Source organism: Actinophytocola sp. (genome assembly GCF_035762905.1).
In the GTDB taxonomy this organism is placed as follows: domain Bacteria; phylum Actinomycetota; class Actinomycetes; order Mycobacteriales; family Pseudonocardiaceae; genus DASYTH01.
This window is the reverse complement of sequence record NZ_DASUCC010000019.1, coordinates 26,987-41,251: the sequence shown is the minus strand read 5'-3', so window position 1 is coordinate 41,251 and position 14,265 is coordinate 26,987. Positions and strand designations below refer to the sequence as shown.

At 71.5% G+C, this 14,265-nt stretch carries 17 protein-coding genes; 8 read left to right on the top strand and 9 right to left on the bottom strand.

The window, feature by feature from the left end:
- The 4 genes from VFV67_RS02565 to VFV67_RS02550 all read right to left on the bottom strand — a co-directional run.
- Positions 1-950 (bottom strand): FAD-dependent oxidoreductase (locus tag VFV67_RS02565; protein WP_326466892.1); only part of this gene is annotated, 950 nt, incomplete at its 3' end.
- Entirely contained in the window at positions 947-1,951 is a 1,005-nt protein-coding gene (locus VFV67_RS02560) for a thiamine pyrophosphate-dependent enzyme (RefSeq protein ID WP_326466890.1), read from the bottom strand. The genes VFV67_RS02565 and VFV67_RS02560, both read right to left, overlap by 4 nt.
- A 7-nt stretch (positions 1,952-1,958) precedes the next feature.
- Complete coding sequence (gene porA, locus VFV67_RS02555; RefSeq protein ID WP_326466888.1) at positions 1,959-3,212, bottom strand: hypothetical protein; 1,254 nt, start codon at positions 3,210-3,212, stop codon at positions 1,959-1,961.
- Complete coding sequence (locus VFV67_RS02550; RefSeq protein ID WP_326466886.1) at positions 3,205-3,795, bottom strand: 2-oxoacid:acceptor oxidoreductase family protein; 591 nt, start codon at positions 3,793-3,795, stop codon at positions 3,205-3,207. The genes porA and VFV67_RS02550 overlap by 8 nt, the downstream gene beginning before the upstream one ends.
- Positions 3,796-3,902: 107 nt before the next feature.
- On the opposite strand from VFV67_RS02550, the gene VFV67_RS02545 reads away from it, so the two are divergent.
- Genes VFV67_RS02545 through VFV67_RS02535 form a run of 3 tightly spaced genes read left to right on the top strand, consistent with a single transcriptional unit; the run spans position 3,903 to position 6,704 of the window.
- Entirely contained in the window at positions 3,903-5,006 is a 1,104-nt protein-coding gene (locus VFV67_RS02545; RefSeq protein WP_326466884.1) for an NAD(P) transhydrogenase subunit alpha, read from the top strand.
- Complete coding sequence (locus VFV67_RS02540; RefSeq protein WP_326466882.1) at positions 4,996-5,292, top strand: NAD(P) transhydrogenase subunit alpha; 297 nt, start codon at positions 4,996-4,998, stop codon at positions 5,290-5,292. The genes VFV67_RS02545 and VFV67_RS02540 overlap by 11 nt, the downstream gene beginning before the upstream one ends.
- On the top strand, positions 5,289-6,704 hold the full coding sequence (locus tag VFV67_RS02535; protein ID WP_326466881.1) for an NAD(P)(+) transhydrogenase (Re/Si-specific) subunit beta: 1,416 nt from the start codon (positions 5,289-5,291) through the stop codon (positions 6,702-6,704). The genes VFV67_RS02540 and VFV67_RS02535 overlap by 4 nt, the downstream gene beginning before the upstream one ends.
- Here VFV67_RS02535 and VFV67_RS02530 read toward each other — a convergent pair.
- Positions 6,679-7,578 (bottom strand): TetR/AcrR family transcriptional regulator, encoded by a 900-nt coding sequence (locus VFV67_RS02530; RefSeq protein ID WP_326466879.1) that lies wholly within the window; start codon positions 7,576-7,578, stop codon positions 6,679-6,681. The two genes, VFV67_RS02535 and VFV67_RS02530, sit on opposite strands and share 26 nt — an antisense overlap.
- A gap of 92 nt (positions 7,579-7,670) precedes the next feature.
- Here VFV67_RS02530 and VFV67_RS02525 point away from each other — a divergent pair, with 92 nt between their 5' ends.
- The 5 genes from VFV67_RS02525 to VFV67_RS02505 all read left to right on the top strand — a co-directional run bounded on the left by VFV67_RS02525 (position 7,671) and on the right by VFV67_RS02505 (position 10,163).
- Entirely contained in the window at positions 7,671-8,165 is a 495-nt protein-coding gene (locus VFV67_RS02525) for a nitroreductase/quinone reductase family protein (RefSeq protein WP_326466877.1), read from the top strand.
- Positions 8,162-8,881, top strand: coding sequence for a YceI family protein (locus VFV67_RS02520; RefSeq protein ID WP_326466875.1), 720 nt, complete (start codon positions 8,162-8,164; stop codon positions 8,879-8,881). Before VFV67_RS02525 ends, VFV67_RS02520 begins: the two co-directional genes overlap by 4 nt.
- 113 nt (positions 8,882-8,994) lie before the next feature.
- On the top strand, positions 8,995-9,516 hold the full coding sequence (locus tag VFV67_RS02515) for a pyridoxamine 5'-phosphate oxidase family protein (protein WP_326466874.1): 522 nt from the start codon (positions 8,995-8,997) through the stop codon (positions 9,514-9,516).
- A gap of 26 nt (positions 9,517-9,542) precedes the next feature.
- Positions 9,543-9,863 (top strand): hypothetical protein, encoded by a 321-nt coding sequence (locus VFV67_RS02510; RefSeq protein ID WP_326466872.1) that lies wholly within the window; start codon positions 9,543-9,545, stop codon positions 9,861-9,863.
- Positions 9,864-10,034: 171 nt separating this feature from the next.
- Positions 10,035-10,163, top strand: coding sequence for a hypothetical protein (locus tag VFV67_RS02505; protein WP_326466871.1), 129 nt, complete (start codon positions 10,035-10,037; stop codon positions 10,161-10,163).
- Between the two features lie 24 nt (positions 10,164-10,187).
- Here the strand turns inward: VFV67_RS02505 and hypE are convergent, their stop codons facing one another.
- The 4 genes from hypE to VFV67_RS02485 form a co-directional block, all read right to left on the bottom strand.
- Positions 10,188-11,249 carry a hydrogenase expression/formation protein HypE gene (gene hypE / locus VFV67_RS02500; protein ID WP_326466870.1) on the bottom strand — a complete coding sequence of 354 codons (1,062 nt, stop codon included), beginning with the start codon at positions 11,247-11,249 and terminating at the stop codon, positions 10,188-10,190.
- Between the two features lie 73 nt (positions 11,250-11,322).
- Complete coding sequence (gene hypD / locus VFV67_RS02495; protein WP_326466869.1) at positions 11,323-12,429, bottom strand: hydrogenase formation protein HypD; 1,107 nt, start codon at positions 12,427-12,429, stop codon at positions 11,323-11,325.
- On the bottom strand, positions 12,426-12,686 hold the full coding sequence (locus VFV67_RS02490; protein ID WP_326466868.1) for a HypC/HybG/HupF family hydrogenase formation chaperone: 261 nt from the start codon (positions 12,684-12,686) through the stop codon (positions 12,426-12,428). The genes hypD and VFV67_RS02490 overlap by 4 nt, the downstream gene beginning before the upstream one ends.
- A gap of 93 nt (positions 12,687-12,779) precedes the next feature.
- Positions 12,780-14,126 carry a wax ester/triacylglycerol synthase domain-containing protein gene (locus VFV67_RS02485; protein WP_326466866.1) on the bottom strand — a complete coding sequence of 449 codons (1,347 nt, stop codon included), beginning with the start codon at positions 14,124-14,126 and terminating at the stop codon, positions 12,780-12,782.
- Positions 14,127-14,265: the final 139 nt, after the last annotated feature.

The following is a 14,265-nucleotide window of genomic DNA, read 5'->3' as shown; positions in this document are numbered from 1 at the left end:
CGGGCGATGGTGGACAGCCAGCGCATTCGTACGCCTTCGGCGAGTGCCTCTTCGATCTCGATGTCGTGTGCGGGCATGCGTTCGCGGGTGCGGCGGTAGACGACGACGGCGTCGGTGGCGCCGAGGCGGCGGGCGGTGCGGGCGGCGTCCATGGCGGTGTTGCCGCCGCCGTAGACGACCACGCGGCGGCCGAGCATGGGGCGTTCGTCGCCTTCCATGCCGCGGAGGAGCGAGACGGCGTCGAGGATGCGGGCGCTGTCGCCGGCGGGGATGTCGGCCCGGCGGCCGATGTGCGCGCCGACCGCCAGGAACACCGCGTCGAACCCCTCGTCCCGCATGGCAGCCACCACGTCGGTGACGGTGCGGCCGGTCTCCAGGGTGACGCCCATGGCGAGGATCCGGTCGATCTCGGCGTCGAGGATGTCGCGGGGCAGCCGGTAGGCGGGGATGCCGTAGCGCATCATGCCGCCGGGTCTGGTGCCCGAGTCGCGGATGGTGACGGCGTGGCCGAGCAGGGTGAGGTGGTAGGCGGCGGCGAGGCCGGAGGGGCCGGCGCCGACGACCAGGACCCGTTTGCCGGACGGCGGTGCGGTCACCTCGACGGTCCATCCGCGTCGGATGGCCTGGTCGCCGAGGAACCGTTCGACGGAGTTGATGCCGACGGATTCGTCGAGTTGTCCGCGGTTGCAGGCTGTCTCGCAGGGCCGGTAGCAGACCCGGCCCATGATGGCGGGGAAGGGGTTGTCCAGCATGAGCTGCCGCCACGCCTGCTCGTAGTGGCCTTCCTCGGCGTGGAACAGCCAGCGCTGCACGTTCTCGCCGGCCGGGCAGGCGTTGTTGCACGGTGGCAGCAGGTCGAGGTAGACGGGTCGTTCGGTGCGCCAGGTGCCGGTCTTGTTGGCCAGGCTGGAGCCCACGTCCAGGGTGATGGCGAACGGCTTGTCCTTCATGGCTGGGTCTCCTGGTCGAGCAGGCCGAACCGGCGGATGTTGCGATCGGCGCCGGCCTGGATGCGGTCGATGACGTCCTGGCTCGGGGTCTCGCCGAACAGGTGGGCGTAGCGGCCCTGCAGCCGCAGGTACTCCTCGACCGGCACCGGCCGGCGGATCTTGGACACGGCGACGACTTCGCCGCGTTCGGCCTCGAAAACCGGGAACAGCCCGGACTCCTTGGCCAGCCGGGCGAGCCGGATGGTGTCGGCCGCCGAGGCCGCCCAGCCGAGCGGGCACGGCACCAGCACGTGCAGGTAGCGGGCTCCGCGGAACTGCATGGCGCGCCGCACCTTGTACTCCAGGTCGCGCAGCTCGGCCACGGTTGCCGTGGCCACGTAAGGGATCTCGTGCGCCATGGCGATCAGCGGGGCGTTCTTTCCCTGCCCGAAGGCGTTTCCCGGCTCGGGGCCGACGGCCTGGGTGGTCGCGGTGCGGGCCGCGGCGGGGGTGGCGCCGGAGCGCTGGACGCCGGTGTTCATGTAGGCCTGGTTGTCGTAGCAGATGTAGAGCACGTCGTCGTTGCGCTCGAACATGCCGGACAGGCAGGCGAACCCGATGTCCACGGTGCCGCCGTCGCCGCCCTGGCCGACCACCCGGATGTCGGTGCGGCCCTTGGCTTTCAGGGCGGCGGCGACGCCGGTGGCAACGGCGGGGGCGTTGCCGAACAGGGAGTGCAGCCAGGCCAGCCGCCAGGAGGTCTCCGGATACGGGGTGGAGAACACCTCGAGGCATCCGGTGGCGTTGACCGCGATGAGCTGGTTACCGGTGGCGCGCATGGCGGCGTCCAGGGCGTAGCGCGCGCCGAGGGCCTCGCCGCAGCCCTGGCAGGCGCGGTGCCCGCAGGTGATGCTGTTGGCCCGGTTCGGGTCGGCCTGCACGCTGCGCGCCTCGGGGTCGAGTAGCCGGTTGCCGACCGCGAAGCTTCCGGTCTGATAGAACTTGATCATCTGTGCGGGCATGGCGTCCTCACCTGATCCGGGCCGCGATCGCGCCGATGTCGCGTAGCAGGTTCTCCGCGATCGGCCCGGATCGCCGGGTCTGCCTGGTGCGGTGGAGCTCCCGCTCCACCAGGTCGGTGTTGAGGTCCAAGAAGGACAGTGGCGGGAGCCGGTCGGCGGTGGCGTCGGTGATCATGCCGCGCAGCGAGGCCCGGGTGATCGCCCGGCCGCCGAGTCCGGCGATCACGGTGTAGCCGTGCATCGGCAGACCGGACAGGGCCATCCGCACGTTGGCCGAGACGATGCCGCCGATGCCGACCGCGAACGCGCGTTCCAGCACCACGACCCGTTTGGCATCGAGCAGGGCCGCGCGGACCGCGTCGAGTGGGAAGGGCCGGAACGAGGTGATGCCCAGCACGCCGATCCGTTCGCCCTCGGCGCGCCGCTCGTCGACGGTGTCCTTGAGGGTGCCCAGGACCGAGCCGAGCGCCACCACGATGGTCTCGGCGTCCTGCGTCCTATATGGACGGACGAGCCCGCCGGAGTCGCGGCCGAACAGGCCGGCGAACTCGGCCGAGACCTCGGGGATGAGGTCCAGGGCCTGGATCTGCCTGGCGTGGGCCAGATAGCGGACCTCGGTGAACGCCTCCGGTCCGACCATCGCGCCGATCGAGACCGGATCGGCCGGGTCGAGCACCTGCCGTGGTTCGTATTCCGGTAGGAACAGGTCGACCTGTTCCTGGCCGGGCACGTCGATGCGCTCGACGGCGTGGGTGAGCACGAACCCGTCCATGCACACCATGACCGGCAGCGAGAGCTCCTCGGCGATCCGGAACGCCTGGATGTGCAGATCGAGCGCCTCCTGGTTGGTCTCGGCGTAGAGCTGGATCCAGCCGCTGTCCCGAACCGACATCGAGTCGCTGTGGTCGTTCCAGATGTTGATCGGCGCACCGATAGCCCGGTTCGCGACGGTCATCACGATCGGCAGGCCGAGCCCGGAGGCGTTGTACACCGCCTCGGTCATGTACAGCAGACCCTGACTGGCCGTCGCGGTATAGGACCGGGCCCCGGCCGCCGACGCGCCGATGGCCACCGACATGGCGGCGAACTCCGACTCCACGTTGACGAACTCGCACGGGGCCAGCGCGCCGGACTTCACCAGCACGCTGAGCTGCTCGACGATGTGCGTCTGCGGAGAGATGGGGTAGGCGCAGATCACCTCGGGCCGGCACAGCGCCACCGCCTCGGCCACCCCGCGCGATCCCTCGATCTGCCTAAGCATGAGTGATCTCTCCGATCTCCTGGATCTCACCGCGGACGAAGCCGAACGCTTCCTCGGCGGCCGCCACGTTCCGCTCGGCCACCGGGCCGGAGAACCGGTCCCGGATGGCCGCGGTCACCGAATCGATCGACACGACCCCGCTGGCCGCGGCGAAACCTCCGAGCAGCACCGCATTGGGCACCGGCCGGCCCAGAATCCGCTGGGCCAGCGCGGTTGCCGGCACGACGAGCAACCGCTCAGCACGCAACCGCGCGGTCACCTCGCCGATACCCAGCTCGGCAACGGGTTGGGTCGAGTTGATCAGCAGGTAGCCGTCCGGCCGAAGACCCTCGAACACGGCCACCTGATGCAGCAGCGTCGGATCCTGAACGATCAGCGCGTCCGGCGCCACGATCGGCTCCCGGGTGCGGATCTCCCGATCGGCGATACGGCAGTAGGCGACCACCGGTGCTCCGGTGCGCTCCGAACCGAAGCTGGGAAACGCCTGCGCGTGCCGGCCCTCCAGAAACGCCGCCACCGACAGCAACTCCGCGGCGGTCACCACACCCTGACCGCCCCGACCGTGTATGCGCACCTCGAACATGAACCCATCAAACGACGGCGCCCGGCCGCGCTCCAGGTACCAAAGGTCCCACATGTGCGGCCCTTGGACCCTTTGGTCGGAGCCGGGGCGTTGACGAGGCTGGAGCCATGAAGATCGGTGTGCTGAAGGAGCAGGCGCCGGGCGAGCGGCGAGTGGCGCTGGTACCCGGGGTGGTCGCCACGCTGTCGGCGACCGGCGTCGAGGTGCTCGTCGAGACCGGCGCCGGGGCGCGGGCGAACTTCCCGGACAGTACGTATGACGCCCAGGGAGCCGCGGTGGCTTCCCGGACCGAGATCTGCCGGGAGGCCGACGTGATCGTCTGCGTCGGCCCGCCCGACGGCCTGGAACCGCGTCGCGGGCAACTGCTGGTCGGCCTGCTCCGGCCGCAGGAGCGGCCGGAGCAGTTGCGCGCGTGGGCTCGGACGGGGGCGACGGTGGTCAGCCTGGACCTGTTGCCGCGCACGCTGTCCCGCGCGCAGGCGATGGACGCGCTGACCTCGCAGGCGACCGTGGTCGGCTACAAGGCGGTTCTGGTCGCGGCCAACGCCTACGGTGGCTACTTCCCGATGCTGGTCACCGCCGCCGGGACCGTGCGACCGGCCAGCGTGCTGGTGCTGGGTGCGGGCGTGGCCGGGTTGCAGGGGATGGGCACGGCCCGGCGGCTCGGCGCCGTCGTGACCGGCTATGACGTGCGGCCCGAGGCGCGGGAGGAGGTGCGGTCGGTCGGCGCCCGGTTCCTCGACCTGCCCGGCGGCCCGGATGCCGGTGGGACCGGCGGGTACGCCCGGGAGTTGACCGACGAGGAGCGCGAGGCGCAGCAGCAGGCGCTGCGCACCGCGATCGGCGACGCGGACGTGGTGATCACCACCGCCGGGGTGCCGGGGCGCCGGCCGCCGGTCCTGGTGACCGAGGAGGCGATCAAGGAGATGCGCGCTGGCTCGGTCGTGGTGGACACGGCGGCCGGCCCGCTCGGCGGCAACGTCGCACTGTCCAAACCGGACACGACGGTCGTCGTCGACGGGGTGACGATCATCGGCGCCGGCAACCTCGCCGCCACGATGCCCGCCGCCGCGTCGACCGCCTACGCGCGCAACATCCTGGCCATCCTGGCCCACCTGTGTCCCGGCGGCGAGCCGCGGATCGACCTGACTGACGAGATCCAGGACGCCATCGTCGTCGCGCACGAAGGAGAGCTCCGCCATGAGTGCTGAGCTGCTGACCGACCTGACGATCTTCGTGCTCGCCCTGCTGGTCGGCTACGAGGTGATCAGCAAGGTGCCGCCGACCCTGCACACGCCGCTGATGTCCGGTGCCAACTCGGTGCACGGCATCGTGCTCATCGGCGCGATGCTGGTCACGGCGGAGGCCCGTACCCCGGCCGGCTACGCGCTCTCGTTCGTGGCGGTGGCCTTCGCCGCGATGAACGTGGTGGGCGGCTACCTGGTCACCGACCGGATGCTGCACATGTTCCGGACCCGACCGGGGGTCGTGTCATGAGCACGGTCGAGTCGGTGGTCCGGCTGATCTATGTGGGCGCCGCCGCGTGTTTCGTGCTCGGCCTGCACGAGATGAACTCTCCCGCCACCGCCCGGCGGGGCAACCTGCTCTCCGCCGGGGGGATGGCGGCTGCGGTGCTGGCCACGGTGGTTCTGCTCGCCACGCGGGGCGGCGTGACCGCGACCGGATGGATCGTGCTGGCCGCCGGGCTGCTGGCCGGCGCGGGGCCCGGCCTGTACGCCGCCCGGACCGTGGCAATGACCGCGATGCCGCAACTGGTCAGCCTGTTCAACGCCGTGGGCGGTGGTGCGGCCGCGCTGCTCGCCGCCGTCGACCTGATCGAGCACCGGGCGGCCGGGGTGTCGGCGACGACCGCGGTGGCGGGTTCGCTCGACATCCTGATCGGCACCGTGACGTTCACCGGATCCCTTGTCGCGGCCGGGAAGTTGCAGGGATGGGTGCCCGGCCGGCCGCTGCTGTACTCCGGTGCGCGGGCGGTCATCGCCGGGCTGGCGGCCGTGCTCGTCGTCGGGGCGGTGTGGCTCGCCGCCGACCCGGCCAGCGTCGCCGCGCTCGCCGTCGTGCTCGGTGTGGCCGCGGTGTTCGGGGTCATGATGGTGCTGCCGATCGGGGGCGCGGACATGCCGGTCGTGGTGTCGCTGCTGAACGCGTGCACTGGGATCGCGGTGGCCATGGCCGGGTTCGCCATCGGCAACGTGCTGCTGATCATCGCCGGGGCACTGGTCGGCGCGTCCGGCGGCATCCTCACCAAGCTGATGGCCGACGCGATGAACCGCTCGGTCTTCGCGGTCCTGGCCGGCGGCTTCGGCACCGGCGACGCGCCGAGTCCGGTGGCGGGCTCGGCTTCCGGCCCGGTGCGCCAGACCACCGCCGAGGACGCCGCGATCCAGCTCGGCTACGCCGGCAAGGTGATCATCGTGCCCGGCTACGGTCTGGCGGCTGCGCAGGCGCAGCACGAGATCAGCGAGCTCGCGCGCTTCCTGGAGACCCGGGGCGTCGAGGTCAGCTTCGCCATCCACCCGGTCGCCGGACGCATGCCCGGACACATGAACGTGCTGCTGGCCGACGCGAACGTGCCCTACCCGCAACTGAAGGACATGGACGAGATCAACCCGGAGTTCGCCCACGCCGACGTCGCGCTCGTGGTGGGCGCCAACGACGTCACCAACCCCGCCGCCCGCCGGCCGGGTAACGCCGTGTCCGGCATGCCGATCCTCGACGTCGACCGGGCCAGAAGCATCATCGTGATCAAACGCTCGATGGGCCACGGCTACGCCGGCATCGACAACGAGCTGTACACCAATCCCAAGACCGCCATGCTCTTCGCCGACGCCAAGAACGCCGCTGTATCGCTCCTGGCGGCGCTCAAGACCCTGGCGGGCCGGCGGTAGGTGCGGTCGGGTCCGCTGGACCGGGCAGTTGCAGGTCGTCGATCGAGTGCCGGATGGCGCCGATCCGGTCGTCGGTCCAGCTGACGGTGGGGTCGGGTTCGAGGAAGGCGGAGGCGATGCTGGCCAGGCCCAGTGCGGGCAGTGACCAGTCGCGGGTTTCGGCCGCTCCGAAAGGTTTTGCCGTGGTCTGGTGGGTGGCCAGGTCGGGGGTGGACAGCGCCATGAGGATCAGGCCGCGGGCGGTGGCGCTGGCCAGGGTGGCGATGGTGTCGTAGCCGACGGCCAGTTCGGGGCGCAGGCGGTAGCCGAACAGCTCGGCGACCTGTCGCCAGGCGGCGGCGACCCGGGTGATGAAGCCGTGTTCGGATTCGGCCAGGGTGCGCCGGATCTGGTCGCGCAGCTGGCCGTCGGCGAGGCTGTCGAAGGTCGCGTGCAGGGCGAGGTAGGTGCGCCACTGCGCAGAGCCGTGGAGCGTCTGGAAGTCGTGCAGCGCAGCCTGGCGGAACAGCTCGAGCACGACGCCGTGGCGTCCCTCGGCGGTGGCCAGCCGGTCGGCGTGGTCGGCCACGATCTTCCTGATCAGTGCGAGTATCGCCGCGTTGTCGGCGGGGGAGGGGATCGCCGCCCTGGCCAGCTCGGCGACCAGGTCGGTGAAGAACAGGTCCTTGTAGGGCCAGCGACGGTAAACCGCGCTGCGAGCGACGCCTGCCTCGCGGATGACGTCCTCGAAGCTGAGATGGTCCAGACTCACGGTCAGCCCGGTGCGGTTGACCATGGCCAGCGCCGCGTCGAGCATCCTCCGCTCGGTCTCCTCCTCGGAAAGGCGCCTGCTTCTGCGGCCCAGGCCGGTAGGGGCCGGCGTGCCATCCCGCATCGTGACCCTCCCGCATTGGGACTTTGGACTCTGTGTCTCAAGTTTCATGTCTGACATAAGTGTAGGGGGAGCCCCGCGAGAGGAGGCGGACCATGTGGCCCTATTCCGCCGAGCGCCTGCGTGCCATGTACGACGGCGGCCGAGGTGACACCACCGCACGCCGGTTCGCCCGGTTCTGGGCGCGGGTGCACGCCCTGGGGCTGCTGCCCCGCCGTTGGGTGACGCTCGAGGTGCCCGGCCGCCGCTCCGGACGCCTGGCCCGGTTCCCCTTGGGCATGGCCGACTGGAACGGCCGGTGGTACCTGGTGTCGATGCTCGGGGAGCGGTGCGACTGGGTCCGCAACGTCCGCGCCGCCGACGGTCTGGTGGTGCTGCGCCGCCGCCAGGCCCTGGCCTGCCGGCTGACCGAGGTGCCGGTCACCGACCGGGCCCCGATCCTCAAGCGCTACCTGGCGAAGGTGCCCGGCGCGCGCCCGCACCTGCCGGTCGACCGGCACGCGGCCCTGGCCGAGTTCGACGCCATCGCCGCCAGCTACCCCGTCTTCCAGGTTCTCTCCGACCACCACGACCAAGGACGGCCGATATGAGCAGCACGACCGCTTCCACCACCCCGACCACCGGTGACCGTCCGGCGCGCAAGCGGCGCTGGGGTCGACGAATCCTCATCGGCCTCACCGCCGTCGTCGTGCTCCTCGTGGCTTCGGTGGTGCTCTACGTCAAGCTCGCACCCGTTCCCGCCCCGCTGGCGCTGCCGGCGACACCGGCGAACACGCCGGCCGGCGCGCTCGAGGGAACCTGGGACGTGGCCGAGGGATCCGAAGCCGGGTTCCGCATCCAGCAGGCCGTCCTGTTCGTCACCGCCGACGTCGTCCAACGCACCCGCGCGGTCACCGGCACCCTGACCGTCGCCGGCAACCAGATCACCGCCGCCGACTTCCGCGTCGACCTCACCACGATCACCAGCAACGGCCAGGTCACCCCCCAACTCGCGCTGAGTCTGGACACCGAACACCATCCGCAGGCCACCATCACCCTCACCCAGCCGATCACCATGGACCCGGCCTTCACCGCCGGCGGCACCACCACCAGCACCGCGTCCGGCCAACTGACCCTGCGCGGCATCACTCACCCGGTCAGCCTCACCGTCACCGCCCGCCGCGACGGCGACACGCTGCAGGCCGCCGGCTCGTTCCCGGCCACCTTCGCCGAGTGGAACATCCCCAGCCCCACCGGCTGCGGCCCGCTCGGCTCCCTCGCCGACCACGGCACTGCCGAGTTCCTCCTCACCCTGCACCACCGGTGAATCCCGTTGCTGTGCCTGACCTTCGGCACGGCACCCGGGGACGTTCGGCCGTGGCGATCGGCTGTTGGCCGCGCTGGACTGGAGCCACATCCAACCAGGACCGAGGAGGGATCATGACGACACCGGACACGCGGCCTGGGATCCCCACGCGCGGACCACAGCTGACCGCTACCCAGGTGTGGCGGCAGCTCCAGCGGTCGTCGTTCGCGGTGATCAGTTATCGCACGCCGGCCGGTGACCCGCGGTCGAGCGGGGTGCTGTACGCGGCGGAAGGGCGGCGGCTGTACGTGGTTGTCGCCACGGACAGCTGGAAGGCCAGGCACATCGCGGTCGGCGGGCGGGTCGCGGTGACCGTGCCGGTGCGCCGGGGCGGCCTGCTGTCGCTGCTGATGCCCATTCCGCCGGCCACGATCAGCTTCCACGGCACCGCGACCGTGCGTCCGGCGGGCGAACCAGAGATCGGCGCACTGCCCGGTCGGCTGGCGCGCCTGCTGCCGGCCGAGGGCCGGGCATCGTCGACGATCGTCGAGATCGCGCCGGAAGGCCGGTTCGTCACCTACGGGATCGGCGTGTCCCTGCAACGGATGCGTCACCCGGCCGCCGCCCGGGCCACGGTCCCGGTGGGCAGCGGCTGATCCGTCCGGACGGTAGCGTGGCGCGAATGTTGGAGCTGCATCTGCGGGGGCGAGTGGCGCCGGGCCGACATGCTGATCTGGTCGCGTTTCTGCGTGAGGCGATCCCGTTCTACGAGCAGCCGGGCGGGATTCGGGTCCGGCTGATGTGGAACGCCGCCGACCCGGACCGGTTCATCGAGGTCGTGGCCTACGTCGACCAGGACACCCACGACCGCGACCAGGCCAGAGTGGACAATGACCCCACCATGCGGGACTACCTGCGGCGGTGGCGGGACCTGCTGGCCGAACCCCCGCAGGTCGAGACCTACCAGCATGATCAGACCGCCGCACCGGTCCCGGATCGGTGACCATCGGCGGTGCCGGGCCGGGACGTTGGTCGGTGGCGGCCGTCACGGTGCGGGGTCCATCGTGGACGAGTCAAGTCCCGTTGAGGCTCCAGGTAGGTTGCCATGACCGGTTACCCGCATGATCGTCCTGTTCGCCCGCCAGCAGATCACGGCTGGATCCTGGTGGGATGGGTGCTGCCCCTGGTGATCGCGATCGGGTTGACCCTCGCGACGGCCGGGTTCGGCGCCATCTTCATCCCGATGGCGATCGTGATCGGCGTGCTGGCCACGGTGCTGCACCGCCGGCCGCGCACGCGGTAGACCGCACCGCCGTCCGGCGTGGCGTCAGCAGATGCGTGGCAGTTGCTCGCCGACCAGCATGTCGACGATCCGCGACGAGCCGACCAGGGTGCGGGCGGTGACCCATCCGGCCGGGTCGGCGGTCACCCGCCCGATCGCCCGGGCCTCCGCACCCTCGGGTAGGGCGCGCATCGCGGCCAGCACGGCGTCCGCGTGGTCCGGCGCGACCAGCGCGACCAGACAGCCCTCGTTGGCCACGTGCAACGGATCGAGACCGAGCAGGTCGCACAGCGACGCGACCGGCGCCGGCACGGGCAGCTCGGCTTCAGTGATCTCGATGGCCACCGACGCGGCGGCGGCGAGTTCGTTGAGCGCGCTGGCCAGACCGCCGCGGGTGGGATCGCGCAGCGCGTGCACGGCCGGGCCACCGGCCGCGATCATGGCCGCCACCAGGCCGTGCAGCGGCTGGCTGTCCGAGCTCAGGTCACCGGCGAAGCCCAGATCCTCCCGGGCGGCCAGGATCGCCGTGCCGTGCCGGCCGATCGCGCCGGACAGCAGCACCACATCCCCCGGGCGACCGGCGGCCGCGCTCACCTCGGCACCCGGCAGCCGCACCCCGATGCCCGTGGTGGTCAGGTAGATCCCGTCCGCCGCGCCGCGCCCGACCACCTTGGTGTCGCCGGCAACGACCGGCACACCCACGGCCGCCGCGGCGGCGGCCACCGAGTCGGTGATCCGGCGCAGGTCGGCCAGCGGCAGACCCTCCTCGAGGAGGTAGGACAGGGTCAGCGCGACCGGCCGGGCGCCGCGCATCGCGATGTCGTTGACCGTGCCGTGCACGGCCAGCGAACCGATGTCCCCACCAGGGAAGAATCGAGGCGTGACCACGAAGCTGTCCGTGCTGACCACCACTTCCGGCCGGTCCAGATCGAGCACCGCGGCATCTTCCAGTGGGCCGTGCATTCCCAGCGCGGGCGTGATGACCTCGCCGAGCAACTCGGCCATGAGCTGGCCACCGGAGCCGTGCCCGAGCAGCACCACCTCGGTCTCGGTACGGGGTATCGGGCAGCTGAACGCGGTCGACGACTCGCTCGCAAGCTCGCTCATTAGGCCGTCTCCTCGCAGGCTCGGATCCGCCGCGAGCGGACGCCCTGTGACATTGATTCGCTCGCAAGCTCGCTCATGATTCCGCCACGGTGGACGGCCGGCGGCCGGCGTTGTGATAGGCCGCGCAAGTGCCCTCGCTGGACACCATCGGCGCGCCCAACGGTGTACGCGGCGTGCAGCGCACCCGGTAGGCGGTGCAGTCGGTGGGGACCTTGGTGCCGCGCAGGATCGCCCCGGCGATGCACTCCGGGTTCTCCCGCACCGCGATCGTGCCGGTGGCGAACCGGGTCTCGGCATCGAAGTCGGTAAACGCCCCGGCCAGCCGCAACCCGCTGGCCGGGATCGGTCCGATTCCGCGCCAGGCCCGGCCGGTCACCGCGAACACCTCGGCCACCGCCGCCTGCGCGGCCGGGTTGCCCGATCGCCGGACGGCGCGGGCGTACTGGTTTTCCACCGCCGCGCGGCCCGTCTCGAGCTGCCGCACGGCCATCAGGATCCCCTCCAGCAGGTCCAGCGGCTCGAACCCGGTGACCACGATCGGCACCCGGTACCGGGCGGCGATCGGCTCGTACTCGGTGAAGCCCATCACCGCGCACACGTGCCCGGCGGCCAGGAATGCCCGCACCTCGTTGTCCGGCGCGTCCAGGATCGCGGTGATCGCCGGTGGCACCAGCACATGGCTGACCAGCATGCTGAAGTTCGCCAGCCCGGCCCGGGACGCGTGCAGCACGGCCATCGCGTTGGCCGGCGCGGTGGTCTCGAACCCCACCGCGAAGAACACCACCTGCCGGTCCGGGTGCTCCGCCGCGATCCGCACCGCATCCAGCGGCGAGTACACCACCCGGACATCACCACCGCGGGCCTTCACCCCCAGCAGATCCCCGGTCGTGCCCGGCACCCGCAGCATGTCCCCGTAGCTTGTGAAGATCACCCCGGGCCGTCCGGCGATCGCCACCGCCTTGTCAACCATCTCCAGCGGCGTGACACACACCGGGCAGCCGGGACCGTGCACCATCCGGATCCCCGCCGGCAGCTGTTCGTCGATGCCTTGCCGCACCAGGGTGTGCGTCTGCCCACCGCAGACTTCCATGATCGCCCACGGCCGGGTCGCGACCGCCCGCAACTCACCCAGCAACCGCCGAGCCAGCTCCGGATCGCGGTACTCCGCCAGGTATTTCACGACGCGCTCGCCTCCGGCCCCAGCTCGGTCTCCAACGCGCCGGGCATGGCCCGCAGCACCGCCAGCGTCCGCGCCGCCTCGTCCTCGTCAACCACTGTGATCGCGAACCCCACATGCACGATCACGTAGTCACCCACCCCGGCCTCCGGCGTGTAGGCCAGGCACACCGTGCGCCGCACGCCACCGAAGTCCACCGTTCCGGTCCGTAGATCCGGCCGGTCCGCCGGCACCTCCACATCGAGGATCCGCCCAGGCACCCCAAGACACATACCCACACGCTGGCACGCCGTCCGGGGACCGCAGCAGAGACCAAGGTCCCGAATGGATCAGGTCGGCCCGCACCGCCCCGGTCAGCTCCGGCGCCGCGCCGGCGTGACTGACCGGTCGAGCAGCGCGAACTGCTCCCGCAGACCTGTCGTGAAGACCTCGAGATCGGGGTAGGCGTCCCGGTCGGCGGTCACGGCGATGGCGAACTGGTCGGTGTAGGACAGTGCGCCTACGCCGAGGGCGACGTTCGCGATCAGCGGCAGGATCGGGAACACCTCGAGCAGGCGTGCCCCGGCCAGGGAGACCGGTCGAGGTGGGCCGGTCAGGTCGGCCGTGGTCACGTTCACCGGGTAGCGGTCCAGAACGGACAGCAGGGCGCGCCGGGCGATCCGGCCGCCGAACGCGCTGCCCAGCGGGGGATGGCTCATCGCCTTGCGGACGGTGGTCTCGGCGGCGATGCGGTACAGCCGCAGGCCTGGGTCGGCGATCCCGACCGGCAGCGGAACCACCATCTGCCCGATCAGGTTTCCCCGCGCCCGAGCGCGGTCCGGTTCCGCGCGCAGCGAGACCGGCACGTAGACCGGCAGGGTCAGTCCGTCGACCCGTTCTCCCCGGCCGCGCAGCAGCGCGGCCAGGCCACCAGCGGTGACCGCCAGCAGCACGTCGTTGACGGTGCCGCCGTGCGCGTGCGCGATCCGCTTGACCGCCTTGAGATCGGCGCGGACCAGAGCCAGCGATCGGTCCGGTCCGGCGAAGCGGTTCAGGCTGGTCGCGGGCGCCGCGGCTCCGGTGGGCACCGGCGGCGGTGCGGCCCGCAGCCGCCGCCCGGCGCGCACCGGGTGAGCGAGCGTCGCGCACAGCTTGTCCTTGTGCCGCTGGAGGTTGTCGGCGAACAGCTCCCACGCCGCCGGTTGCGGTGCCGGCGCCCACGGCGGGACCGGTGCCACTGTAGCGGTGTCGAGCAGGGCGCCGATGGTGGCGATTCCCGCGACTCCGTCGGCGACGACGTGGTGCAGCCTGACGAACAGGCCGACCCGGCGCCCGGGCAGGCCCGGCAGGAAGCACAGCTGCCACAACGGCTGCGAGCGGTCCAACCGGCGGCGGCGCAGCCGTTCGACCGCCGACAGCAGCGCGCCCTCGTCGCCCGGCGCCGTGAGTGGGACAACCCGCACATGCTGGGCGATGTCAAAGGCCGGGGCATCGGTCCACAACGGACCGCCCAGCCCGCGCCGCGGCACCGCAAGCACCTGCCGCAACCGTGGGGCCAGGTGCAGGCGGGCCTGGACGGCTTCCCGCACCGCCTCGATCCGGAACCGGCCGCCAGCGTCGAACAGGGCCGCGCCGTCGAGCACGGCAACCGCACCGATCTCCTGGGGCCAGGCCGCATCCGGCCACAGCATGAGCAGATCCTCGGCGCCGAGTCGCTCCATCACCGGCACCCCCTTTCCCCGCCAGCGTGTGGCTCACTGGCAGGCAAAGCCAGGGACGTTCGACCCGCCGGCACGAGCCGATCGACTCCTTTCCCCGCGCCCGCGACAGAGCAGCGTCGGTGCTGGACCTACCAGGAGG

Coding starts and splice junctions, on each gene's coding strand:
- VFV67_RS02545 (WP_326466884.1), top strand. CDS start 3,903: ATGAAGATCGGTGTGCTGAAGGAGCAGGCGCCGGGCGAGCGGCGAGTG.
- hypE (WP_326466870.1), bottom strand. CDS start 11,249: ATGAGCGAGCTTGCGAGCGAGTCGTCGACCGCGTTCAGCTGCCCGATA.
- VFV67_RS02560 (WP_326466890.1), bottom strand. CDS start 1,951: ATGCCCGCACAGATGATCAAGTTCTATCAGACCGGAAGCTTCGCGGTC.
- VFV67_RS02540 (WP_326466882.1), top strand. CDS start 4,996: ATGAGTGCTGAGCTGCTGACCGACCTGACGATCTTCGTGCTCGCCCTG.
- VFV67_RS02515 (WP_326466874.1), top strand. CDS start 8,995: ATGACGACACCGGACACGCGGCCTGGGATCCCCACGCGCGGACCACAG.
- porA (WP_326466888.1), bottom strand. CDS start 3,212: ATGCTTAGGCAGATCGAGGGATCGCGCGGGGTGGCCGAGGCGGTGGCG.
- VFV67_RS02485 (WP_326466866.1), bottom strand. CDS start 14,126: ATGGAGCGACTCGGCGCCGAGGATCTGCTCATGCTGTGGCCGGATGCG.
- VFV67_RS02535 (WP_326466881.1), top strand. CDS start 5,289: ATGAGCACGGTCGAGTCGGTGGTCCGGCTGATCTATGTGGGCGCCGCC.
- VFV67_RS02520 (WP_326466875.1), top strand. CDS start 8,162: ATGAGCAGCACGACCGCTTCCACCACCCCGACCACCGGTGACCGTCCG.
- VFV67_RS02510 (WP_326466872.1), top strand. CDS start 9,543: ATGTTGGAGCTGCATCTGCGGGGGCGAGTGGCGCCGGGCCGACATGCT.
- VFV67_RS02525 (WP_326466877.1), top strand. CDS start 7,671: ATGTGGCCCTATTCCGCCGAGCGCCTGCGTGCCATGTACGACGGCGGC.
- VFV67_RS02550 (WP_326466886.1), bottom strand. CDS start 3,795: ATGTTCGAGGTGCGCATACACGGTCGGGGCGGTCAGGGTGTGGTGACC.
- VFV67_RS02530 (WP_326466879.1), bottom strand. CDS start 7,578: ATGCGGGATGGCACGCCGGCCCCTACCGGCCTGGGCCGCAGAAGCAGG.